Annotated in this window: 23 protein-coding genes, 1 tRNA gene and 1 other RNA gene; 12 read left to right on the forward strand and 13 right to left on the reverse strand. The window is 39.8% G+C overall.

What is annotated here, in order from left to right:
- Positions 1-5: 5 nt before the first annotated feature.
- Positions 6-1,763: an ABC transporter ATP-binding protein gene (locus tag SGI74_09475; protein ID MDZ4677726.1), complete on the reverse strand. Its 1,758-nt coding sequence runs from the start codon at positions 1,761-1,763 to the stop codon at positions 6-8.
- 143 nt (positions 1,764-1,906) lie between these two features.
- On the opposite strand from SGI74_09475, the gene SGI74_09480 reads away from it, so the two are divergent.
- From SGI74_09480 to SGI74_09500, 5 genes are read left to right on the forward strand one after another with little or no spacing between them, the layout of a single operon-like run.
- A complete protein-coding gene (locus SGI74_09480) occupies positions 1,907-2,908 on the forward strand; it encodes a GDP-mannose 4,6-dehydratase (GenBank protein ID MDZ4677727.1) in 1,002 nt (333 codons plus the stop codon).
- Positions 2,898-4,490, forward strand: coding sequence for a hypothetical protein (locus tag SGI74_09485; GenBank protein ID MDZ4677728.1), 1,593 nt, complete (start codon positions 2,898-2,900; stop codon positions 4,488-4,490). The genes SGI74_09480 and SGI74_09485 overlap by 11 nt, the downstream gene beginning before the upstream one ends.
- Positions 4,483-5,307, forward strand: coding sequence for a glycosyltransferase (locus SGI74_09490; GenBank protein MDZ4677729.1), 825 nt, complete (start codon positions 4,483-4,485; stop codon positions 5,305-5,307). Before SGI74_09485 ends, SGI74_09490 begins: the two co-directional genes overlap by 8 nt.
- On the forward strand, positions 5,304-6,410 hold the full coding sequence (locus tag SGI74_09495) for a hypothetical protein (GenBank protein MDZ4677730.1): 1,107 nt from the start codon (positions 5,304-5,306) through the stop codon (positions 6,408-6,410). Before SGI74_09490 ends, SGI74_09495 begins: the two co-directional genes overlap by 4 nt.
- A complete protein-coding gene (locus SGI74_09500; protein ID MDZ4677731.1) occupies positions 6,407-7,540 on the forward strand; it encodes a glycosyltransferase family 4 protein in 1,134 nt (377 codons plus the stop codon). The genes SGI74_09495 and SGI74_09500 overlap by 4 nt, the downstream gene beginning before the upstream one ends.
- Before the next feature lie 12 nt (positions 7,541-7,552).
- On the opposite strand, the gene wecB is transcribed toward SGI74_09500, so the two are convergent.
- Entirely contained in the window at positions 7,553-8,656 is a 1,104-nt protein-coding gene (wecB, locus tag SGI74_09505) for a UDP-N-acetylglucosamine 2-epimerase (non-hydrolyzing) (GenBank protein MDZ4677732.1), read from the reverse strand.
- Between the two features lie 89 nt (positions 8,657-8,745).
- Here wecB and SGI74_09510 point away from each other — a divergent pair, with 89 nt between their 5' ends.
- The 3 genes from SGI74_09510 to SGI74_09520 all read left to right on the forward strand — a co-directional run bounded on the left by SGI74_09510 (position 8,746) and on the right by SGI74_09520 (position 10,862).
- Positions 8,746-9,855, forward strand: coding sequence for a glycosyltransferase family 4 protein (locus tag SGI74_09510; protein ID MDZ4677733.1), 1,110 nt, complete (start codon positions 8,746-8,748; stop codon positions 9,853-9,855).
- A gap of 172 nt (positions 9,856-10,027) precedes the next feature.
- The gene (locus tag SGI74_09515) at positions 10,028-10,477 is read left to right on the forward strand and encodes a hypothetical protein (protein ID MDZ4677734.1); all 450 of its coding nucleotides are present in this window, start codon (positions 10,028-10,030) and stop codon (positions 10,475-10,477) included.
- A gap of 31 nt (positions 10,478-10,508) precedes the next feature.
- A complete protein-coding gene (locus tag SGI74_09520) occupies positions 10,509-10,862 on the forward strand; it encodes a helix-turn-helix transcriptional regulator (protein MDZ4677735.1) in 354 nt (117 codons plus the stop codon).
- Positions 10,863-11,093: 231 nt separating this feature from the next.
- On the opposite strand, the gene SGI74_09525 is transcribed toward SGI74_09520, so the two are convergent.
- Genes SGI74_09525 through SGI74_09535 form a run of 3 tightly spaced genes read right to left on the reverse strand, consistent with a single transcriptional unit; the run spans position 11,094 to position 12,296 of the window.
- The gene (locus SGI74_09525; GenBank protein ID MDZ4677736.1) at positions 11,094-11,264 is read right to left on the reverse strand and encodes a hypothetical protein; all 171 of its coding nucleotides are present in this window, start codon (positions 11,262-11,264) and stop codon (positions 11,094-11,096) included.
- Positions 11,265-11,268: 4 nt separating this feature from the next.
- Positions 11,269-12,144: a circularly permuted type 2 ATP-grasp protein gene (locus SGI74_09530; protein ID MDZ4677737.1), complete on the reverse strand. Its 876-nt coding sequence runs from the start codon at positions 12,142-12,144 to the stop codon at positions 11,269-11,271.
- The gene (locus SGI74_09535) at positions 12,114-12,296 is read right to left on the reverse strand and encodes a hypothetical protein (protein ID MDZ4677738.1); all 183 of its coding nucleotides are present in this window, start codon (positions 12,294-12,296) and stop codon (positions 12,114-12,116) included. The genes SGI74_09530 and SGI74_09535 overlap by 31 nt, the downstream gene beginning before the upstream one ends.
- 855 nt (positions 12,297-13,151) lie before the next feature.
- Between SGI74_09535 and SGI74_09540 the strand changes: the two genes are divergently transcribed.
- The 3 genes from SGI74_09540 (at position 13,152) to SGI74_09550 (ending at position 15,063) form a co-directional block, all read left to right on the forward strand.
- The gene (locus SGI74_09540; GenBank protein ID MDZ4677739.1) at positions 13,152-13,313 is read left to right on the forward strand and encodes a hypothetical protein; all 162 of its coding nucleotides are present in this window, start codon (positions 13,152-13,154) and stop codon (positions 13,311-13,313) included.
- Between the two features lie 98 nt (positions 13,314-13,411).
- Positions 13,412-14,557, forward strand: coding sequence for an AAA family ATPase (locus tag SGI74_09545; GenBank protein ID MDZ4677740.1), 1,146 nt, complete (start codon positions 13,412-13,414; stop codon positions 14,555-14,557).
- A 146-nt stretch (positions 14,558-14,703) separates the two neighbouring features.
- Positions 14,704-15,063, forward strand: a complete 360-nt coding sequence (locus tag SGI74_09550) for a hypothetical protein (GenBank protein ID MDZ4677741.1) — start codon at positions 14,704-14,706, stop codon at positions 15,061-15,063.
- Positions 15,064-15,173: 110 nt separating this feature from the next.
- Here SGI74_09550 and SGI74_09555 read toward each other — a convergent pair whose 3' ends face one another.
- The 8 genes from SGI74_09555 to ffs all read right to left on the reverse strand — a co-directional run bounded on the left by SGI74_09555 (position 15,174) and on the right by ffs (position 19,409).
- On the reverse strand, positions 15,174-15,647 hold the full coding sequence (locus SGI74_09555; GenBank protein ID MDZ4677742.1) for a nucleotidyltransferase: 474 nt from the start codon (positions 15,645-15,647) through the stop codon (positions 15,174-15,176).
- The gene (locus tag SGI74_09560; GenBank protein ID MDZ4677743.1) at positions 15,604-15,786 is read right to left on the reverse strand and encodes a hypothetical protein; all 183 of its coding nucleotides are present in this window, start codon (positions 15,784-15,786) and stop codon (positions 15,604-15,606) included. Before SGI74_09560 ends, SGI74_09555 begins: the two co-directional genes overlap by 44 nt.
- 119 nt (positions 15,787-15,905) lie before the next feature.
- Positions 15,906-15,981, reverse strand: a tRNA-Asn gene (locus tag SGI74_09565).
- Positions 15,982-16,070: 89 nt separating this feature from the next.
- Positions 16,071-16,661 carry an ADP-ribosylation factor-like protein gene (locus tag SGI74_09570; protein MDZ4677744.1) on the reverse strand — a complete coding sequence of 197 codons (591 nt, stop codon included), beginning with the start codon at positions 16,659-16,661 and terminating at the stop codon, positions 16,071-16,073.
- A 2-nt stretch (positions 16,662-16,663) separates the two neighbouring features.
- Positions 16,664-17,263 (reverse strand): recombination mediator RecR, encoded by a 600-nt coding sequence (recR, locus tag SGI74_09575; protein MDZ4677745.1) that lies wholly within the window; start codon positions 17,261-17,263, stop codon positions 16,664-16,666.
- Positions 17,263-17,586 (reverse strand): YbaB/EbfC family nucleoid-associated protein, encoded by a 324-nt coding sequence (locus SGI74_09580; GenBank protein ID MDZ4677746.1) that lies wholly within the window; start codon positions 17,584-17,586, stop codon positions 17,263-17,265. Before SGI74_09580 ends, recR begins: the two co-directional genes overlap by 1 nt.
- Positions 17,587-17,597: 11 nt before the next feature.
- Positions 17,598-19,292: a DNA polymerase III subunit gamma/tau gene (dnaX, locus tag SGI74_09585; protein MDZ4677747.1), complete on the reverse strand. Its 1,695-nt coding sequence runs from the start codon at positions 19,290-19,292 to the stop codon at positions 17,598-17,600.
- Positions 19,293-19,309: 17 nt separating this feature from the next.
- An RNA gene (gene ffs, locus SGI74_09590) (signal recognition particle sRNA small type) lies at positions 19,310-19,409 on the reverse strand.
- Positions 19,410-19,540: 131 nt separating this feature from the next.
- Between ffs and ispG the strand changes: the two genes are divergently transcribed.
- The gene (ispG, locus tag SGI74_09595) at positions 19,541-20,752 is read left to right on the forward strand and encodes a flavodoxin-dependent (E)-4-hydroxy-3-methylbut-2-enyl-diphosphate synthase (protein MDZ4677748.1); all 1,212 of its coding nucleotides are present in this window, start codon (positions 19,541-19,543) and stop codon (positions 20,750-20,752) included.
- Positions 20,753-20,842 lie beyond the last annotated feature (90 nt).

Raw genomic sequence — 20,842 nt, forward strand, 5'->3', positions numbered from 1 at the left:
AAATCTTAAACACCACCGACTACTTCTTGATAATTTCCTGATGTGATAATCTTACCACCACTTAACTTATAGAGACGCTTGCATTTTTTTGCAGTAGTGAGTCTGTGCGTAATCAATATGATTGTTTTTTCACCTGTGAGATTATTGATAGCATTTGTGACTTCTTGTTCAGTTTCATGATCAAGCGAAGATGTTGCTTCATCAAAAATCAGTACTTCTGGATTATGGTAAAGCGCGCGCGCAATACCAAGACGTTGTCTTTGTCCACCGCTGATTCGAACCCCTCGTTCTCCAACAAAAGCTTCTAATTTCTCTGAAGATGCTTGGACAAAGTCTTCTAGCTGAGCCATGCGCAACGCATTCCAAACACGATTATCATCTATTTCTGCATCAGGAATTCCAAAAGCAACATTTCTTCGAATCGTGTCATCTGACAAAAATATAAGTTGAGGTACGTAACCGATACTTTTTTGCCAGCTCGTAATATTACTCCAAATGTCACTTCCATCGATTGTAATCGTGCCCTTCTGAGGAGGCAAAAGCCCAAGGACCATATCAACTAATGTTGTTTTTCCTGCTCCGGAGGGACCAATAAATGCGACTGACTCACCTTTGTTGATATAGGCACTTACACCACCAAGTATCCATTGTGTAGAGCTGTCGTATTTAAAAAAGATATCTTTTAGTTCAATGGTTTTGCTAAAAACGATTGGATCAGCATCTAATTTAACACTTGGGATTTCTATGGATTGTACCCTTGTCAGATCATGGTAAACGACATCAATCGATGAGCGGTAAAAGCGAATACAGGAAAGATTGGTCATGATGCGAGTAAAAGAAGGCATGATACGTACTGCTGCAACTGCAAAAAGCGCCAGTACGGGCAAAATGGCTGTCATATCTCTTTTATTCCAAATCAAAATACAAGTGATGAGAACGATTCCACTCACAGCTATAGTTTCAATGAAAAGCTTAGGCAATTGGTTCATGGTGAGTGCATATCTTGTGGTGTTAGAATAACCGATTAGATTTTTTGTGTATTCATCGAGAAAAAAGTTTTCTCGTCCTAAAATCTTAGTTTCTTTTATTCCCCCAAGACTTTGAACAATCCATTTGTACTTTGCTTCAGTGAAGTGTTGCTGTTGAATTCCTTTAAGTTTCATTTTTGATTTCACAGAATAATAAAAAATCATTGTAAGCAGCCCTAAAGTTCCCACAGATGTGATTGCAGTAAAAGGCTCTATAGCAATCAATGCAAGGGTCATTAAAATGACAATTACAACTTCAGTAATAACGCTCAACATTGGGAGAAGAACTCCGTTTTGAAAAACGAGTCCAACTTGATCAAGATTTCGAATAAGTACTGCTGAATTATGCTCTAGATGATAGCTATAAGGTTGGCCCAGGTAAGTGGAAAGTAATCGCCGCGAAATACCTAAATATTTTTTAAATGTAATTCGATTTTGAAGATAAATCAGGCAGGCTAAAAAAACATTTTTAAATATAAAAAAGCATATCAATAAGACCCCGCAGATAATGATTAACTGGTGGTGCTCTGGGTGTCCCAGCCATTGATTTATTTGAGAAAGATACTGTTTTTTTGCTACCAAAGTAGGGTCAGCGATGATGCCGATAAAGGGCACAATGATACCTACTCCGATGACTTCAAGACTCGCACTGAAGATCATGAGGAAAATCAATAAGAGCAGATAATACTTCTCTCGGGTGCTGAATAAGGATAAAAGTTTCTTAATTAATTCCATAATGTACAAGACATATTCATCTGAGAACTTTTGCAAAGTCAAGGTGGTTCTGACCCCCTGGGTCTATCGTTTTTGATTGCTAAAAATGAATCCCCTGGCTAATTTGAGCTCACAACAATCAAGCGTATATAAGGAGAAATATTGTGGGCGAAAAGTACCTAGTTATCGGTGGCAACGGAATATTTGGCGTTCATATGATCAAATATCTTCTTGAAACTAATCCAAAAGCCCAAGTTATTTCAGTTGGAAGAAATGAAGAAAAAATCAAAGCCTTCTCTCTTTATAAGGGTATTGACGATAGTCGTTTTGCTTACCATAAGATTCATGCTGTTTTTGAAACAGAAAAACTTTTTGAACTCTTCGAAAAAGAAAAACCCGATTACATCATCAACTTCGCCGCATTAGCGGCTTCCGTCGCAGCAAGTTGGGATTATGCTACAGATTATTATGAAACAAACACAGTATGGCTTGCGAAAGCTGCTGATCATTTGGTTGGAAAAAAATGGCTAAAGAAATGGGTGCAAATCGGAAGTTCAGAAATTTTTGGAGCTGTTAAGGGGCCAGCCAGTGAATCAACTCCCTATAACCCGTCAACTCCTTACGCAGTCTCAAAACTTGCTGGAGATTTGCATCTCAAAGCTGTTTGTAAAGTTCGAGGCTTCCCAATGAATATTTTGTGGCCATCAAATGGATATGGCTCGGGTCAACAACTTTATCGAATCGTTCCGCGAACAGTTTTAGCTTGTCTTTTGGGTCGTGAACTTCCACTTCAAGGTGGAGGGGCAGCGGTGAAATCATATATTCATGCTCGTGACTTAGCTCACGGAATTTTCCTCACATTAAAGAATGCTGATATTGGCAAGTGCTACACCATGGGCCCCAAAGACGGTGGCATTTCAATTAAAGATTTAGTTTTTAAAACCATCACTCTGATGGATAGAAACCCAAATGATATTGTGAAAATCGCACCTGATCGTCTTGGTCAAGACGCCCAATATCTTCTGGATTCAACACGTATCCACGCAGAACTTGGTTGGACCCCCGAAATCAGTATTGAGGAGGGGCTTCTTGAAACGATCAACTGGGCAAAAACTTATTTGAATGATCTTAAGTCACTTCCCACTGAAGTTGTTTTTGAGCCGTAGTATTTCCGTCTTTAAAAAGCTTAAAAGACGCATCTGGATCGACGGGCCTACATGGCGCTTTATTCGATTTAATCAGGCAAAATGGAAGCGAAAACCGTTTCAAAAAAAGAACTCCACCATCCTTGTGGATATCTTCGATATGAACCCTCTTATTTACTGCTTTTCCAACATTGCAAATTACCTGGCTGAAGTTACAGATTCTTCTGTTGCGGCCTTTCATTTAGCAAAAAGCCTTTTTACCAAAATAGGAATCAGCGAAAGACGTTTAGAAAAAATCTATGAATCATTTGGAGCCGGTTTAGAACTTAAGATTTCAAGTGCCCATACAGATAAATATGAGGCGGCGGCAAAAGAATTTGCTACCAAAAAATTCAATGGCCTTAAAAGCAAATGGGACGTCATCAATATCGACATAGATGGTCTAAAAATCGGCGATCTTATCTATGACACATATTTAAGAAAAGGTTTTCATACTGTTGATATTAAAGACCCACTTTTGCTTTCAATTATTGAAGACGCTTATTTAATTTTTCAAATTAGTAAAAATTTTATTCAAGAACGTAATGTCAAAGCAGTGCTGACTTCACACACAGTTTATATCTCCCATGGGATTCTTGTGCGCCTAGCACTTCAAAAAGATATTCCTATTTACACTCTCATGGACAATGACGGCCTTGTAATCACAGATATCCAAAAAGAAACTTATTACCATTTCAAATATCATATTTATAAAAAAACTTTTGATACTCTACCTGAAGCAGAAAAACCCAAACTCAGAGCTCAAGCTAAAAAAGTTTTAACAGAAAGAATGCTTGGGGCAATCGATGCAGGCATTGCCGATATGATTCTTGAAGAAGGCAGACCGGGCCTTGCAGGCTATGGAGCAATCGCAAAAGAGCGCATTCTTAAAGACACAGGGCGCCCGCGCGTTATTGTCATGCTGAATTGTTTTTTTGATGCCCCTCACTGCTATCGAGATATGCTCTTTCCTGATTTTCAAGAATGGATCGAGTTTGTTTTGCAAAAAGCATCGCAGACTTCATTTGATTGGTATCTGAAGCCACACCCTGCGGGCATGGCGGCCAATGATCTTGTAGTTGAAGATCTTAAAAAGAAATTTCCTAAAATTACTTTTTTACCAAGGTCAGCTTCTAACAGACAGATCTTGCAAGAAGGTATTAACTCGATGTTCACTGTCTTTGGTACCGCAGCTCATGAATTTGCGTATGCGGGTGTGCCCACTGTGACTGCAGGAGATAACCCACATATTAACTATAATTTTAATTTTCACCCCAAGACCATTGAAGAATATGAAAAGTATATTTTGAACGCTGATAAATTAAAAATCGATATTGATAAAACCCAAATTGAAGAGTTTTTCTATATGCATTATATCCACACATTTTTGAGAAATGAATTTGGCGCACGCCTTATTGATGAAGAATGTGAATATTCAAAACTAGGTTATAAATCTAATGATTCCTCGATTTTTGATTCTTATATTCGTGGAGAAAACTCAGAAAAAGATAAAAAAGTAAGAACCTTTTTTAATAAATACTTTTCAAGGCAACTTCATGGTTAAAAAACTTTCCATCATCACCATCACCTACAAAGACTCTCAAGGGCTTCAAACAACCTTAGATTCCCTCAAACCACTCTCGCAAAGTGATATTAAATGGGAGCATGTTATTGTTGATTCCTCCCCTGAGATTAATAAAGCAGTTATTTCAAGCCTCCCCGCATCTTGGCCTTTGATTTACAAAACAATTCCCGCACAAGGTGTGTACGATGCTTTTAACCACGGCCTTGGCGCATCAAAGGGCGAGTGGATTTGGCTTTTAAATGGCGGTGATCGTCTTAAGTCTCTTGAAGCTTTAAAAATTGTTTTAAGTGAAATTCAGCAAGCGCGCGATATAGATTTAGTACTTGCGGCAGTTGCCCTGACTAAGAATGGAAAGTATCAGTACACGCAAATTCCAAATCGCCAATTAGAAAAAAATATTTTGGGCTCTCAAAAACTTTGCCAACAAGGTCTTATTTATAAGGCCGCACTTTTTAAAAAAACAGGCCTCTTCTCTACAAAATACAAAATTGCCTCTGATTATGAGCACCACTTCAGATGTATGCTCTCAGGGGCAAAGACTCTGCAGTGTGCAGATGTTATCGCAGAATTTGACATGTCTGGAAGTTCTGCTAACTACAAACTTGCTTTTAAAGAATTTAAAAAAATTCACAAAGAATTAAGATCAAAACTTCCGCTAAAATTAACTTTGATAAATGAAATTTATCGACGCAAAGATTACTTAAGAGTTTTACTTTTAAAGTTTTTTGCACAGAGCCCATTAGCTCCGATTTTAAGACCCTTGTGGATCGCCTGGAATCGAGGATTTCGTCTGTGAAAAAAAAATCCTTTGCGTATTACTGGATCCTCATCTACGCATTCGCACTAATTCTTTGCCCACCTCTTAAAATCGGGTCAAAAAATGTTTTTTTAGTAGAGCTTCTCTTATTCCCGCTGCTTTTAAAACTTGGTTATGCCCTTGTAAAAGGTAAGGCAAAAGCCCCACCTCGACCTCTTATCCTCGTATGGGTTGCATTACTTTTGGCTTTTATCTCAGGGCTTTGGCGCCAAGAATTAGCCAAAGAACTTAGCCTCTATCTCACTTATTTTTATCCCCCAGAAGGTGATCAGTTTAGATTGACCACAGATCTTACGCGCTATGTGCGCTGGACTTTAATGTTTTCTACACCTTGGATTATTCAACAAACTCTATCGGCAAAAACACTTCCCACATTCTTGCGGGCCATTTATGTTTTGGTTTTTATATCAGCCTGTCTAGCACTTTTTGAAATGGGTGGGTATATTAATCTTGCGCCCTATTACGGTTATGTGCGAAATGATTTTTGGGGAACCCGCTCCTACGGAACAGCCCAATCACCTCTTGAGGCAAGCCTTATTTACGGTGGTGTTCTCATACTTCTGCTTTTAAATCCGCATAATCTCTTAAAGACCAAAAGTACTATTTACTTTATCGCAGCAATTACTTACGCCCTTGCACTCATTGCAACATTTGGGGCAACAGCCTTTGTAGCAACGGCTGTGTGTATTGTTCTTTGGAAAATCAAATCATCTAGTTACATGAAAAATGTTTTCTCAGTTTTACCATTTAATTTTCTTTCGCTCAAACAGGCTAATTTTCTCACACGTTTTGAGTTATGGGGAAAGTGGCTAGCCGTGGTTCCAGCACATCCATGGATTGTTATTTTTGGAATGGGATTCACGAGCCTTGTAAGTGACAACAGTCTTTTTTTAATGGTGATGTACGGTGGGTTTTTTCTGCTGATAAGTTTTCTTTGGTGGCTTAAAACTTGTTTTGTAAAAGTTCCTGCTGAATTTAAAATATTTTTTATCTTTTGGTTTATTTCATGGATTACCCTTGATTCAGTGGGCTTTTGGGGAATCGGTCGCCTAGCTTGGCTACTCTTTGGTTTTTTCCTATGAAACAGGTCTTAATTATTCATCGTGAATATCGACATAGAGGCGGAGAAGATGTTTTTCTTGATGAGATTCTCATTCCCCAACTTAAGAAATTAAATATCGATCATAAAGTTATACTCCTTCCATCTTTAAAAAATCCGTTAGAATTTTTATTTATGGTTTTAGGATTAGAAAAACTCAGACCCAGTTATCAAAAGGTTAAAAACGAGACTAGGTCTAAAGATTTTAGCCATGTGCTATTTAATAATTTTATCCCCACAGTTTCATTTGCATTGCCTGGGTTTTTCAAAGCTCAAAATATTAAAACGCTCATGTGGGTGCATAATGCCAGGCTTTCGTGCGCTAACGGGCTTTTATTTAATGGCCAAACACCTTGTCATCGCTGTTTGACAACTGGGAGTCGTTGGGATTTTTTACAGAACTGCCATCAAAATCTCATGCAATCTTTTTTATACTCTCTAGTTTATAGATTTAATCGAGTACCTAAAAAAATCTTAAAAAATATTGACCAGTTTGTTTGCAATTCTCAGTTCAGCCAAAATATTCTTAGCTCCACTAGTCGTCATCTCGGTTTGCCAATAAAAGAATCAGTGGTTATTCCCATGCCTGTAAGTATGAAGTCTATTTCCACAGAATCCCCCACACCACCTCTTCATCCACCAATTGCGCAGCTTTCAAAGCAATTTTATTTATTCATGGGACGAGTATCTTTTGAAAAAGGAGCAGATATTTTTGCAGATTTTGCAAACAAGTATCCTAACAAAAATTTTGTAATGTGCGGAACGGGCCCCATGCTCGATGAACTTCAAAATAGAAAAATCTCAAATCTCATTTTTTTAGGCCATATCACCTCAGAAAAACCGTGGCTCTACACCCATGCACAAGCACTTATAATTCCTTCTCGAGTAGCTGAAACTGCCTCACTGGTAATCTCAGAATCCCGCGCATATGGAACACCTGTGATTTATCCAAAAGGTGGAGGTGCAGAGGAAACTTTTAATTCTCTCGGATGCACAGGTTGTAGCTTAGTAGAGTTTAAGGCCCAAGAATTTGCGCGCTCTGAGCCATCAAAACTGGCACATGATACCGAAAATAAATTTGAAAATCAGCTTTCCAAACTTTTTGCCAATTAAGAATATGATTGATTAAATCTGCGCTAAAAGATGATCAACGATCTTACGGCTTGCGGTACCATCACCATAAGGGTTTTTTGAACCACGGTTTTTAATACTACGATTTCCAGTTAAAAATGAAACTGCTGTTGACACGATACTTTCGGAGTTTACTCCCACCATGATAGAAGTTCCATATTCCACAGCTTCAGGTCTTTCTGTATTTTCTCTTAAAACAAGTACAGGTTTTAAAAGGCTTGGGGCTTCCTCTTGGATTCCACCTGAGTCACTCAAAATCAGCTCTGCCTTTTTCATCACCCAAACAAAATCAGGATAATCCAGAGGCGAAACCAGATGAACATTTGCCAAGCCACTCAAATATTTTTTAGCTGCAACAACCACTTTCGGGTTAGGATGCACGGGCATGACAAACTGTATTTCTTTAAACTGATCAGCCAATTTCACAAACGCTTTTAATATGTGTTCGAGACGATCTTCGAGGTTTTCACGACGATGCAAAGTAATCAGCACAAGCTTTTGATTTTTTAATTTCTGAAGTTCATCACTCTTGGGCTCAAAATTTTGCGCTGCTGTCCACAAAAGGGCATCAATGCCTGTGTTTCCTGTTACTAAAATAGACTCAGGATTCACTTGCTCATTTTTCAACGTTTCTCCAGCCTTTATTGTTGGAGCATAGTTCCAACTTGCAAGACGTGTGATCATGCGACGATTGGCTTCTTCAGGAAATGGTTCATTAAGATTTTGAGTTCTAAGACCTGCTTCAACATGTCCTATAGGAATGTGCTGATAATAACATGACAGCGCTGCTGCAAAAGCTGTTGTTGTGTCACCTTGAACCAAAGCTGCAACTGAACTTTGTTGCTTTAAAAATTCATCAAACTGTAAAAAGGCTGTGGAAGTGAGTTGCCCTAAGCTTTGATTGGGGTTCATCAGTTGAAGGCGCGTGTCAGGTTCAATTTCAAAAAACTTTAAAAACGGAAGGGCGATTTCAACATGCTGACCCGTAAACACAAAGTGTGTGCGTACGGCACTTTGACGTGAGCGCAATTCCCGAATGAGGGGAGCCATTTTAATGATCTCAGGCCGCGTACCGGCGAATACAAGTACTGTCTTCATTTCTACCTAAACTACCCCTTAAGCCCTCGTATTTTCAATATCTTTTGAGCTTGCTGGAGCACCTCATGATGCAGTATTTTTGGATCTAAATGAATATAGGACACGTTTCACTCACTTATCGCCCCGTCTTTGGGGGGCAAGATACATATATTGAAAACCTAAAGCAGGTTTTAAGTCACCGAGGCCACAAAAGTACAGTTTACCAAGCCGTCTCACTTCGACATAAAATCGACAAAACTGGCGTTCACGCAGTATTAACACCACCCGGATTTGGGCGTTTCATCGCTAATTTTAACTGGTACTACTTTAATTTTTTCTTAAAATTTTTTAAATCCAAACTTGCTAAAGAAGATGTGCTCATTGTTCACTACGCCGTTCACTACCCCGCTGTAAAATTTCATCCACGGGTGATTATTCTTTCTCATGGTATAGAGTGGCACACACCAGCCGATCAATGGGACGACGCCTTACGAGCAAGACGCGCGCGCGAAACTTTTAAAAAATGTTTCGTTGTAGCAAACGATACAGAATATTTACGATTTTGTGGTGTCGATATCAAACCTGCAACTAGATTTTTTGAAGAAGTACAACCTGGAAAATGGTTTGTTCCTAATTGTGTAGACACTGAGCATTTCAAAAAAGTGACATCGGATCAAGAACTCGCAAAGCTCAAACCCATCTTGGTGCCACGTAATATATATTATCACCGCGGCATTCATTTAGCGTTGGAAGCTTTTGGGTTACTCGTGCACGAAGGTAATACTGAAAACAGTATGGTCATCGTTGGTAAAATTGTTGATCAAGAATATTATAAAAATCTTTTAGAAATTATTAAAAAATATAATATCAAAGATCGCGTTTATTTCAGAGGTCATTCAGATTGGCAAAAAATGCCCGCACTGTATTCAGCTAGTGTGTGTACGATCATTCCAACGATTGATTGTGAAGGCACATCCCTTAGTGCGCTTGAAAGCATGGCCTGCGGTACCCCCGTCATCGCCACCTCTGTCGCCGGACTCAAAGATCTACCCTGCCTCCATAGTGAACCAGAACCCATGGCATTAAAAAATGCCCTCTTTGAAATGCTTAACAAACGAGAACATTATGCAACGAGACAGCAAAATGAAGTTATTAAGACTTTCAATTTAAAAAATTGGGAACAAGCTTGGACGAAAATCATAGAAAAAGCGTCAGTTTAAAAGACTGATCGACTTACTTTTCGTGCAAAGTGAACTGGCTCAGGTGGCAGGGCCGATTTTTGAAATTAGCTAAGCTACTAGAATTTTTAATTTTTCTTTGTTCAACCAACTACTTACCATGAAATCAGTTAGAAGTTAGTGGAACTGGGCAATTTGACAACTTTTTGTCAATTTGACAATTAATTGTCAAAACGCCAAAGACACTCTCCCGACACAAGCTTGCGATGCCTGCAAACATGAAGCAGAAATAAAACTGGCTTTAGTTAAAGGACACCATATAAAGCTTATATATATTTCTTTGAATAACATAGCATTTTATGCTATACTAGGTAAGTGGATGAAATGGACAGTACTGATTCACAGTAAAGTGACTAAAGGGCTTAAGAGACTTCACAATAAAGATATTGCTGAACAGGCATTTGCTTTAGTTAGAGATCTTGAAGAAAATGGTCCCATGGCTGTGAGATGGCCTCACTTCGGAAAGTTAAATGATAAAACATATCATTGCCATTTGCGCGGATCACGTAGGCCAACATATGTGGCTGTTTGGCAAATGGTTGATAAAAATACTCTTATCTTAGAGGTGATATATGTCGGAACGCATGAGAAAGCGCCATACTGAGTCGCATAAGGCGGCGAAAAAGCGCAACCCTGTGATTAAGGTAACTTGCCATCACAAGGACGGCAAAAAAAGTGAGATTAATATCTTAAATCACCCGCAAGCTGCGGCCCAGCTCAATAAAATTTTAAGCAATATGGACATTGAACACAATACTGTGTCGTCCGAGGAATTTTTTGAAAATTTCTTTCTTGGAGAATCAAAGCCCGCTGTCGTTTTGCGTGGAATGCGTAAACGCGAAGGATTCACTCAAAAAGAATTGGCTGAGAAGCTTGGAACAACTCAAAGTGTGGTTGCTGCAATGGAAACGGGCTTGCGTGCCATTGGTAAAAACATGGCCCACAGGCTGGCTGAAATCCTCAACGCTGACTATAGATTATTTTTATAAATTTAGGAGTTTTCTGTAGTGAAATTAGAGGAAGATGAGATGGGTAACGATCAAGAATTCCTTCAAAAAGAAATACTTCTTTTTATGAAAAAAACTTTTAGCCTTGATGATTCTGACTTCGAAAAAATGACAGCAATACGTTCCAACCGTTCAAGGGCTCTATCTAGCACTTCTTGAGTACTGCTGCTGGTTGAACTTTTCTGAATTGCTGGACCTATTTCATCGTTCATATTACCCCATGACCACTACTGGTGACGTAAAACCGTTAGATCCAAGATTAACTTTTCCGTTGTGATCGAGCCAGTTTGCTCGTCCCCATGGGTTGTTACTTATAATGATTTCTCGATGATCTACGTGAGCATGAATTCTCAAATCAACAATACGATTCTCAAGAACTGACAAATGTTCAAATTCCTGAAAGATATATTATGAATGAATCCACATAGAGTCCAAACATTTTGTCGTTAATGAATTGCACTCCCGGGCTAAAATTAGTCCAAGCATGATTTTTTAATAATGCTGATTGAATAGAAATTCCTTTTAAACATTGTATAACCTGCCGAATTTGACAAATCTCGGGGAACCCCATTTTCATGGTCTTTCTGGCGAGAGTCGTCTTTAGCCCCAACGACAAACAGTGTGACACCATATGTTCTGGTCCAGTTCGAAAGGCCATGTAACCCACACGCTTTTTTCTTCGGGCGGTTTGGAGAAATATTCCATCACTCTCAATTAAAAGCTGCTTAGTCGCACTTTCTGTTGTGGCCACTTCAATACCCAAAGATTCAAAGAGCTTCCCTAGTCTCCGCGTCTCATTATCTTCTTCAGTTTCGAAAGATCCCAGATAGAGAAGAGGTATCCCACCTTTTTGTTCTGCCTTTTTTTGAAAACGTGCGGCCAGCTGAACAAAAAAGTCCTTGGGGTTATGAGCGTCTTTGAAAATGCTTTGATAACTTGGCATTAATTTGAACATGATTTTTCGACTCTCTAATAAATCACCTATTCCCCCTAGACATCCCGCGCTGTCTTCCACCACCCGCCACTTGCCATTTTTATCTCGTATGATATCGGGACCAAACGGAAAGGCGATGGCGCTTAGCTTTAGTTTTCCAAAAACGCTATTATCATGATTGCGAGTGATAATAGATTTGAGCGTGGCGGGAGGAATGATCTTCATCCATCGCTTACCGCCCCCGTAATAATCCCAAAGAAAACATCGAATAGCTTCGGCTCTTTGTCTGACACCCTTTTTTAAAGTACAAAATTCGGAATTTGTAATGATGCGCGGTAAAGGATCAAGAAAATAGTCGCCTGAAAATAGTTTTTTCGAGGATCTGTGCAGCTGTTTCCTTTTGGATGCCGACATTGATCTCCACTGACTGTAGGGAATTTTGTAATGAGTCCAAACATTCCCATCAGAATCATGAATCTCATTGAAGTAGGCATTATCAATTTGTTTTGGTTGCACGAAATAAACCTCCTATTTTGATTCTGAGAGACTTGCCCTCACGGCATCTTCGGGTTAGTTCTTTTCTTGGGAATTCCCAAACCGCTGGTTTGCGAACTTAATCGCGCTACGGTTTAACCCGACGACTTGGTCTGCTGTTAGTTCGATTAGTTGGATGCTCACCAGAAAGATTATGCATGAGTTCCTTATGCTCGTCCATAAAGCGAGCAGCTTCTTCATCAGAAAATTGGGTAGGAATAAGTTCGGGTGGTAAAACTGCGGATAATCCGACATACTTATTTTAGGTGGAACAAAGAAGATGAAAAAACGAAGCAAAATAAAAAAGGATGCTTCTAAAAAGAATCAAACGAAGCGCAAGAACATACATGCCTGGCGCATATGCCCTCCCGGTGAACACTGGAGGCTCTGAAAAAATGCGAAAAACCATGATATTTTTTTTCTAGGATTCAGTGTTTCAGCGGCTGACATGCACCAAACACATTTACAAGGGCTAAAACAAGAATTTCCGTACAGTTTGTTGACAGATGACTTTGGAGTCCTGAATATGCAAGATTTGAAAACAAATACTTGCATTGCTGGACCCACTCCGTTTTCCGAGCAAGACAGGATTTCTCCCTACCCCTATTGGCAATGTTTTGAAACTAAGAATTCTAAAATGATTTGCGAACGCGGGAAATATGATCCACATGAAAAGGTTGTGATGTCCGTATTGGTCGTGTCGGGTACACGTAACGGAGAGTTACATTAGTTTATTAGCCGCCGGCCTATTCTTCTTTGGTCGTGTCGACTTTATCAAAAAGATTGGCTGAAATTTACTAAGAATGAAAGACATGTTTGTGTCTCTGGTGCGGATCATTCAAAAGAAGTTAGAGGGACAAAAACTGCGTGGACTTGGATCTTTGGCCGATATAAAACCCGAAAAGGTTGCGATTCTTATTTTCACGGCGAATGTGATGGAATACGAACCTGCGGGACATAGGTGATGAAAATCTTAAAAGCCCAAGAGCAAGTGATACTTTCTAGCGGTTATGCACCTTGAAAATACACTTTACTTTTAGTTATCTAAATGTAAAATGTATTTATGAACATTCGTAGACCCTACTGGGGAAAACTATTAGCAGCATCATGGAAGAAGCGATCCATCGTCTGGTTAGCCGGAGTCCGGCGGTCAGGCAAAACTACTTTAGCAAAGGCATTAGACGGCTTTACCTATTACAATTGTGATGATTCAGATGTCCAAGCCAATTTGAAAAACCCAAAGCCATTTTTAAAATCCATCCAAACTAATGGTGTTATTTTTGATGAAATCCATCAGATTGAAAATGCATCTCAGCTATTAAAAATTGCCGCCGATGAGTTTCCTAAAATGAAAGTTCTGGCCACTGGATCTTCCACTCTGGCAGCAAATAAAAAATTTAAAGATAGTTTAACAGGACGAAAACGAAACTTGCATTTCTTGCCGGTACTGGTGAGTGAATTAGAATCTTTTGGCGTCACCCTAGAAAAGAGAATGCTCCATGGGGGGCTCCCTCCGACCTTACTTAACCCAGAGCTTGACCGCGAGTTTTATGCAGAATGGCTTGATTCATTTTATGCCAGGGATGTACAAGAAGTTTTTTCAATTGATAAACGACAGGCTTTTTTAAAAGTTTTAGAGTTTGTTCTTATACAAAATGGACAACTTATTGAAGCAACTGAAATTGCCAAAGTTTCAGGATTGAGCCGCCCCACCGTCGTCAAATACCTTGAGATATTGGAAATAACAAAGGCTCTTACTATTCTTAAACCTTTTTCAGGCAACCCTCTAAAAGAAATTGTTGCCCAACCCAAGGTCTATGGTTTTGACACAGGATTTGTTTGCTTTGCTAAAAAAGATACCCAGCTTGGAGCAAGCGAGAAGGGCCACCTTTTAGAAAATTTGGTGCTCGAAACCATGCAAGCCAGACCGCTTTCTCAACAAATATATTTTTGGCGAGATAAACTTGGTCATGAAATTGACTTTGTAATTCAGACAGGAAAAAAAGATCTGCTTGCAATTGAGTGCAAAAGCCAGAAGCGCCACTTTAGTGCCAAAAATCTATCTATTTTTCGAAAGCTCTACCCACATGGAAAAAATATTGTCGTGACTCTTGATGAATTAGAATCAACAGAAAAAGTTTTGGACATTGATATTCATTTTATGGGGGCTAATCGGTTTTTTAGTTTTCTACAACACCAAATTTTATGAGATCTATAGTTGCATCCCGATCTTTTTATGGATTGGATAGAGGCCACACCTCCACATTGGAGAAACTGAGGTCGGTTACGTCTATCGAGGAGTTCGAGCATTGAGAGAAGATATTGGAGCCATGATTAGAAAGGAAGGTTTTATTTATGAAGACTAAGCGAGCATTGTTAATGGTGGAGCCTCAAAAACAGGCGATGGATAGAGCCTTTGGTGTTCTTGCAAAACCCACAAAGAAATATGCAGGCATGGTTATTATCAGCTTCCCCGATTTTGAAACCCTTGGCAGGGTTATTACTGGATCAAGAGTTCAACTCTTAACAGCTATTCGCGCAAGAAAACCAAAATCAATTCAAGAGCTAGCGCGTTTTGTAAAACGTGATTTCAAAAATGTGTATCAAGATGTGAAGCTCTTGTGTGAGTTTGGACTTATTGAACTGAAAAATGTTGGCACTCACGGATCTGTCGCACCCATGGCAAAGTTTTATGAATTGGTGTTGGCTGCTTAGTTTGTCTAAAGAGAGCTAGGCAATTTGACAACTTTTTGTCAAATTGACAATTAATTGTCAAAATGCCTAAGACACTCTCCCGACACTGGCCGAGGCCTTTTATAATTTAGTTAATTTTTTTTAAGATTAAGTAGCTCTTTAAGAATGCTTTTGTCTTTTTCTCTTGTCATAGATTTTTTAACTTCAATGAGATCATCTAAAGAGATAACTTTACATAAATGACCAAATAAATTCACTGATACAGCTTTAGAATTTATTCGCTGGAAATCTCCAACAGGATGTACCTTATTAAGTACATCTAATATGCCAATTGTTGTTGTGAGATATAAGTTTTCACTTTTCTGATTTGGAGGAGGGTAATCTAATAAGCTCGGTTTAAAGTTTGGGTTCATGCGATACCGAGGATCATAGTCTTTAAGGGCAATACGAAATTTTTCTAAATTTTCTTCACTTAAGACGGCGCAAATATCAATATCTTGTGTGACTTGTGTCGCACCATGAAGTACAGCTGCGTAGCCACCAATAAGTACAAAATCAATTTTATTTTCTAGCAGGGTCTTGAGTAGGGTGTTCAGATTTTGCATAAAGTTCTTCCCGTGCTTTTAATATTTCCTGTAGGGTTTCAAAAGCAAGTTGATGGTTAATAAGTCTTTCTTCGGGAGTTATGCTCAGGTTGTATTGAATCACTGAAAGATCAATATCTTTATCGAGATCATTCTTCATTTATAAAATATATCAAAAGATTGTATAAGACCCAAGGTAATGTTGTGGGGTTTGTTCGGTCGCACGACAAAAAAAACCCTCTGAAATTTTTTAGCCATCTCAGAGGGTTAGTTGATAATTGGCTCAGGTGGCAGGAATCGAACCTGCGACACAGTGATTAACAGTCACTTGCTCTACCGACTGAGCTACACCTGAATATAAGCGTCGGATTTGTACTCGAATCGAACTGTCTCGAACGAGCTCCACAAAATAAAAGAGCCCCTACCTAAGTGTCAAGAAGCCTTTTACAGATCTCCACCTTTGAGCACTGTAATAATTGACTTACTTATGGTCTTTAACGATTCAAAAACACCGGTTCCCTGCGTGGCCACGGCATCAAATTCAGGGGCGTTATAGCGGTTCAAAAGCTTACGAAGCTCCACAGTAGGAGTCACATTGCCAAGGTCACGCTTGTTATACTGCATGATTAAGGGCACTTGCTTGATGTCATAGCCCTGTTGCACGAGATTTTTTTCCAAATTATTCATACTTTCGATGTTTTCTTCAAGTCGCTCAGCTTGGCTATCGGCCACAAAAATTACGCCATCGAGGCCCTTTAAAATGAGTTTCCGACTGGCATCATAGACCACCTGACCAGGAACCGTATAAAGATGAAACTTGGTCGTAAACCCCCTGATTTCGCCAATAAAAAGGGGTAAAAAATCAAAAAACAAAGTGCGTTCGTTTTCAGTATTAAGTGCGATGAGTTTACTTTTTTGATCGTTAGCAGTTTTTTGATAAACCCATTGAATATTGGTCGTCTTACCCCCGAGGCTCGGCCCGTAGTAGACGATCTTGCAGTGAATTTCTTTAGCGTTATAGTTTATAAATGACATAGTTAGAGCTCGACCCTGTTTTCAAGCGCACGACTGAGCGTTCGATAATCTACATATTCAAGATTACCACCAATTGGAACCCCGTGCGCAATTCTTGTCACACGAATTCCACGTGGTTTTATTAATTTTGTTAAATAAAGAGATGTCGCATCCCCTTCAAGATCTGCATCGAGAGCTAAAATAACCTCTGTGATCTTCTCATTTTCGAGTCGATTGAGAAGTTCTTGAAGACGAATCTGGTCTGGGCCAATGCCATCTAAAGGTGATAACACTCCCTGAAGCACATGGTAACGACCTTTAAACTGCATGGCAGCTTCAATACGCAAAATATCGGAGGGGTCTTCAACCACACACACAAGCTCGGGCTGTCGTTGTGTATCTTTGCAAAAAGCACAGAGCTCTTGATCGGTGAAACTAAAACACTGAGGGCAGTTTTTCACTTGGGATTTAAGTTCTAAAAGGGCTGCACTTAACTGCTCTGCAATATCTTTTTTTGATTTTAGAATATGAAACGTCAATCGCTGCGCAGTCTTTTCGCCAAGACCAGGCAGCCGGCTTAATTCTTCAATAAGACGGTCTAAAGCCGGAATTTTAAACGCCATTAAAAGAGTCCTGGCATTGAGACGCCACCGGTGATTTTTTGCATTTCAGATTCAGACATAGCTTTACTCTTTTTAAGTGATTCGTTCACAGCTGTTAATACTAGATCTTGAAGCATATCTAAATCATTAGGATCCACAACGTCTTTACTGATTTTAATAGCACTAATAAGTTGTGCTCCGGTTGCAACTGCTGTTACGGCTCCGCCGCCACTGGTAGCTTCAACAGTTTTTGTTGCCAATTCTTCTTGAAGCTTTGCCATTTTACCTTGCATCTGTTGCGCTTGTTTTAAAAATTGTTGCATGCCGCCCGGGAAGTTCTTCATGACTTATCCTCCTATTGAGATTCTTTAATTGAAGTAATTCTAGCTTTAAAAACGTCTTTGGCTTCTCGAACCAAAGGATGAGATTCTACTTGTTCACGAATGCGATCATTCACAGCTGTTTCGGCAGCTTCACGGGCTTCTTTGGGTGATGATTGATTGGGGGATCCTTGGGAAAGTGTAACTTGCACTTTATATTTCCGCCCCCAATGTTTGGCCACCACATCCACGATCTGGTTAACAACTTCTTTTTGTGCAACTTGATTATAGAAAAATTCTTGTTCTTTTCTAAATCCAATCACCAGATTTTCACCTTCCAGGTTTTGCAAAAATGCATACTCAAGCTTAGCACCCAAAAGTGGTTTTTCTTTTTTAATAATTCCAACAAGTTCTGCCCAACGCTCGAGATCACTTCCCCCACTTGCCACCGCTACAGTTGGCGCAGCTGCTGCTCGCACAGGAGTTGCTGTTTGCACAGGAGCTTCCGAACGCAGAGGTGTGCGCGTCGGTGTCGCAGGAATCACAGGCTTTGTTGAAACTGCTGTAGGATTTTTTGATCCGCCGTTTTCAATTGAAGCGATTAATTTTTCAATCGATGTCAACCGTGGCGCTTGAGACAATCTTAAGAGTAACATCTCTAAAACAATACGAGGATCTTGCGCGCGAAGCACATCTCCGACACCTTTAAGTGTCATATCAAAAAGCATATGGACATCTTCATTGCTTAATTCATCAGCGTATTTTTTAAGCTCATCAATTTCTTGATCGGGTAGATCTAAAAACTCACCAGTACTTGTTGTGTTTCCACTGGCCACACTCACCTTTACAATCATGAGGTTACGAAGATGTTCTAAAAGATCTTGTGCGAATTGTTTTGGGTCATAACCTTGATGAAACACGCGTTCAATAATTTGCAAACAGCTTGCGGCATTGCGATCGACAAGTGCTCGCAATGAGGTGCTCAAAAGTGTGCGATCTGTCAGACCTAAAACTTCAACAACTTGTGTGTGGGTAACTTTGGTTCCACAAAACGTGATAACTTGATCAAGCAAACTTTGGCTATCACGCATACTGCCTTCAGATTCTCGAGCTAACAACCAAAGAGCCTGAGGTTCTGCTTCAACACCTTCTGCTTCAATAATAGTTTTTAAACGATCTACTACTTTACGAACAGGGATACGTCTAAAATCAAAACGCTGACAGCGCGATAAAATAGTCACCGGAATTTTTTGCGGCTCTGTCGTCGCAAAAATAAAAATCACATGTGGTGGTGGTTCTTCTAAAGTTTTAAGGAGCGCATTAAATGCACTTGTAGAAAGCATGTGAACTTCATCAATAATATAGACTTTGTATTTGCCCGTAGAGGGCATGTAGCCAACGGTTTCACGAAGCTCACGAATATTTTCTACGCCGTTATTACTGGCTCCGTCGACTTCAATGACATCAATAGAACGCCCGGCTGTGATTTCTTGGCAATCATGACATTCATTGCATGGTACAAAATCTTTTGCCTTAGGGCATCTGAGACTTTTAGCTAAAATTCTTGCGGCAGAAGTTTTTCCAACTCCACGAGCTCCCGTAAATAATAGTGCGTGAGGCATGCGAGAACTTTTAAGTGCATTGAGAAGTGTGGTCGCCACATGTTCTTGACCAACTAATTCTTCGAAAGATTGTGGACGCCATTTGCGCGCTAAAACTTGATAAGACAACTCGCCCCCGATTGAAGGAAGACCGGGCAACCCCACATCACATAAAGACGCCTGCTACCGTTGCTTCCTTTCGGACCTGGCGGGGTTTGCAGAGCCCCGATTGCGTAGGACCCGGCCACATAAAAACAATTGCGCGCAGTAAAACGCACCGCATTGTTTATTGCAAGCTTTTCGTGCAGTTAAACCCGTTGATGCGCCGTACCTATAACCCGTAGACATCTTAAATCTTTCCTGTTAAAAAACCTCCTATGTCGAATATCAAAAGAAGACCTTCTCGGGTCGTAAAAATCGGTCAGATTTTAATGGGTGGAGACAATCCCATTGTCGTTCAATCCATGACCAACACGGACACCGCTGATGTTGCATCGACCATTAAACAAATCCAAGAACTTGCAGATTCAGGTTCAGAAATTGTTCGCATTACTGTGAACACTGAAGAGGCAGCCATTGCCGTTCCTAAAATTGTCGAGGGACTTTATAAAAATAATTACTCAACTCCAATTATCGGAGATTTTCATTACAACGGACATTTGCTTTTAAAAAAATACCCTGAATGCGCAAAGGCCTTAGCAAAATACAGAATCAATCCTGGAAATTGCGATATCGGAAAAGAAGAAAAAAATAATTTTGCCACCATGATTGAAATCGCAATGCAAAATGAAAAACCCGTTCGTATTGGTGCTAACTGGGGATCCCTTGATAAAGTCACACTCGCGCGCATGATGGATGCAAACGCAAAACTCGCCAAGCCACTTAACGCCAATGCGGTTATGCAAAATGCTCTTGTTGCTTCAGCGGTAGAATCAGCACAGCAAGCTGAAAAAATGGGATTACCAAAAGATCGCATCGTTTTGTCAGCTAAAATTTCACAAATTCAAGGTCTTGTTGATGTGTATCGTTCACTGGCTCAACAAGATGACTACGCACTTCACCTTGGTTTAACCGAAGCTGGCATTGGTAATAAAGGCACTGTCGCTTCTGCTGCAGCATTAGCCATTTTACTTCAAGAAGGTATTGGCGACACCATTCGGGTTTCAATCACACCAACTCCTACAAGTTCACGAACAGAAGAAGTCATTGTTGCTCAACAAATTTTACAATCATTAGAAATTAGAAACTTCACACCCCAAGTAACCTCTTGCCCAGGTTGTGGTCGAACCACCAGCACTTTGTTTCAATCTATGGCTGAACAAATTCAAAATTACCTGCGCGATAACATGGCTCACTGGAAACTTAAAAAACCAAATGCGAGCGAAATGAAAGTAGCGGTCATGGGCTGCATCGTTAACGGCCCAGGTGAATCCAAACACGCAAACCTTGGTATTTCATTGCCAGGTACAGCAGAGGATCCCAAAGCGCCCGTCTATGTTGACGGAATACTTGTCACAACCCTTCAAGGCAAAGATATTGTTCCTGAATTCATCAAAATTATTAATAATTACGTTGAATCTCATTACTGATTGACGCCTCTCATCACACCTTTATGTTTGCAATCCAACAAACGGCTTCCTAGACTTTGATCATAAAAAGTCACGGCATTTCGACTTTTA

Source organism: Oligoflexia bacterium, from assembly GCA_034439615.1.
Taxonomy (GTDB): Bacteria; Bdellovibrionota; Bdellovibrionia; order JABDDW01; family JABDDW01; genus JAWXAT01.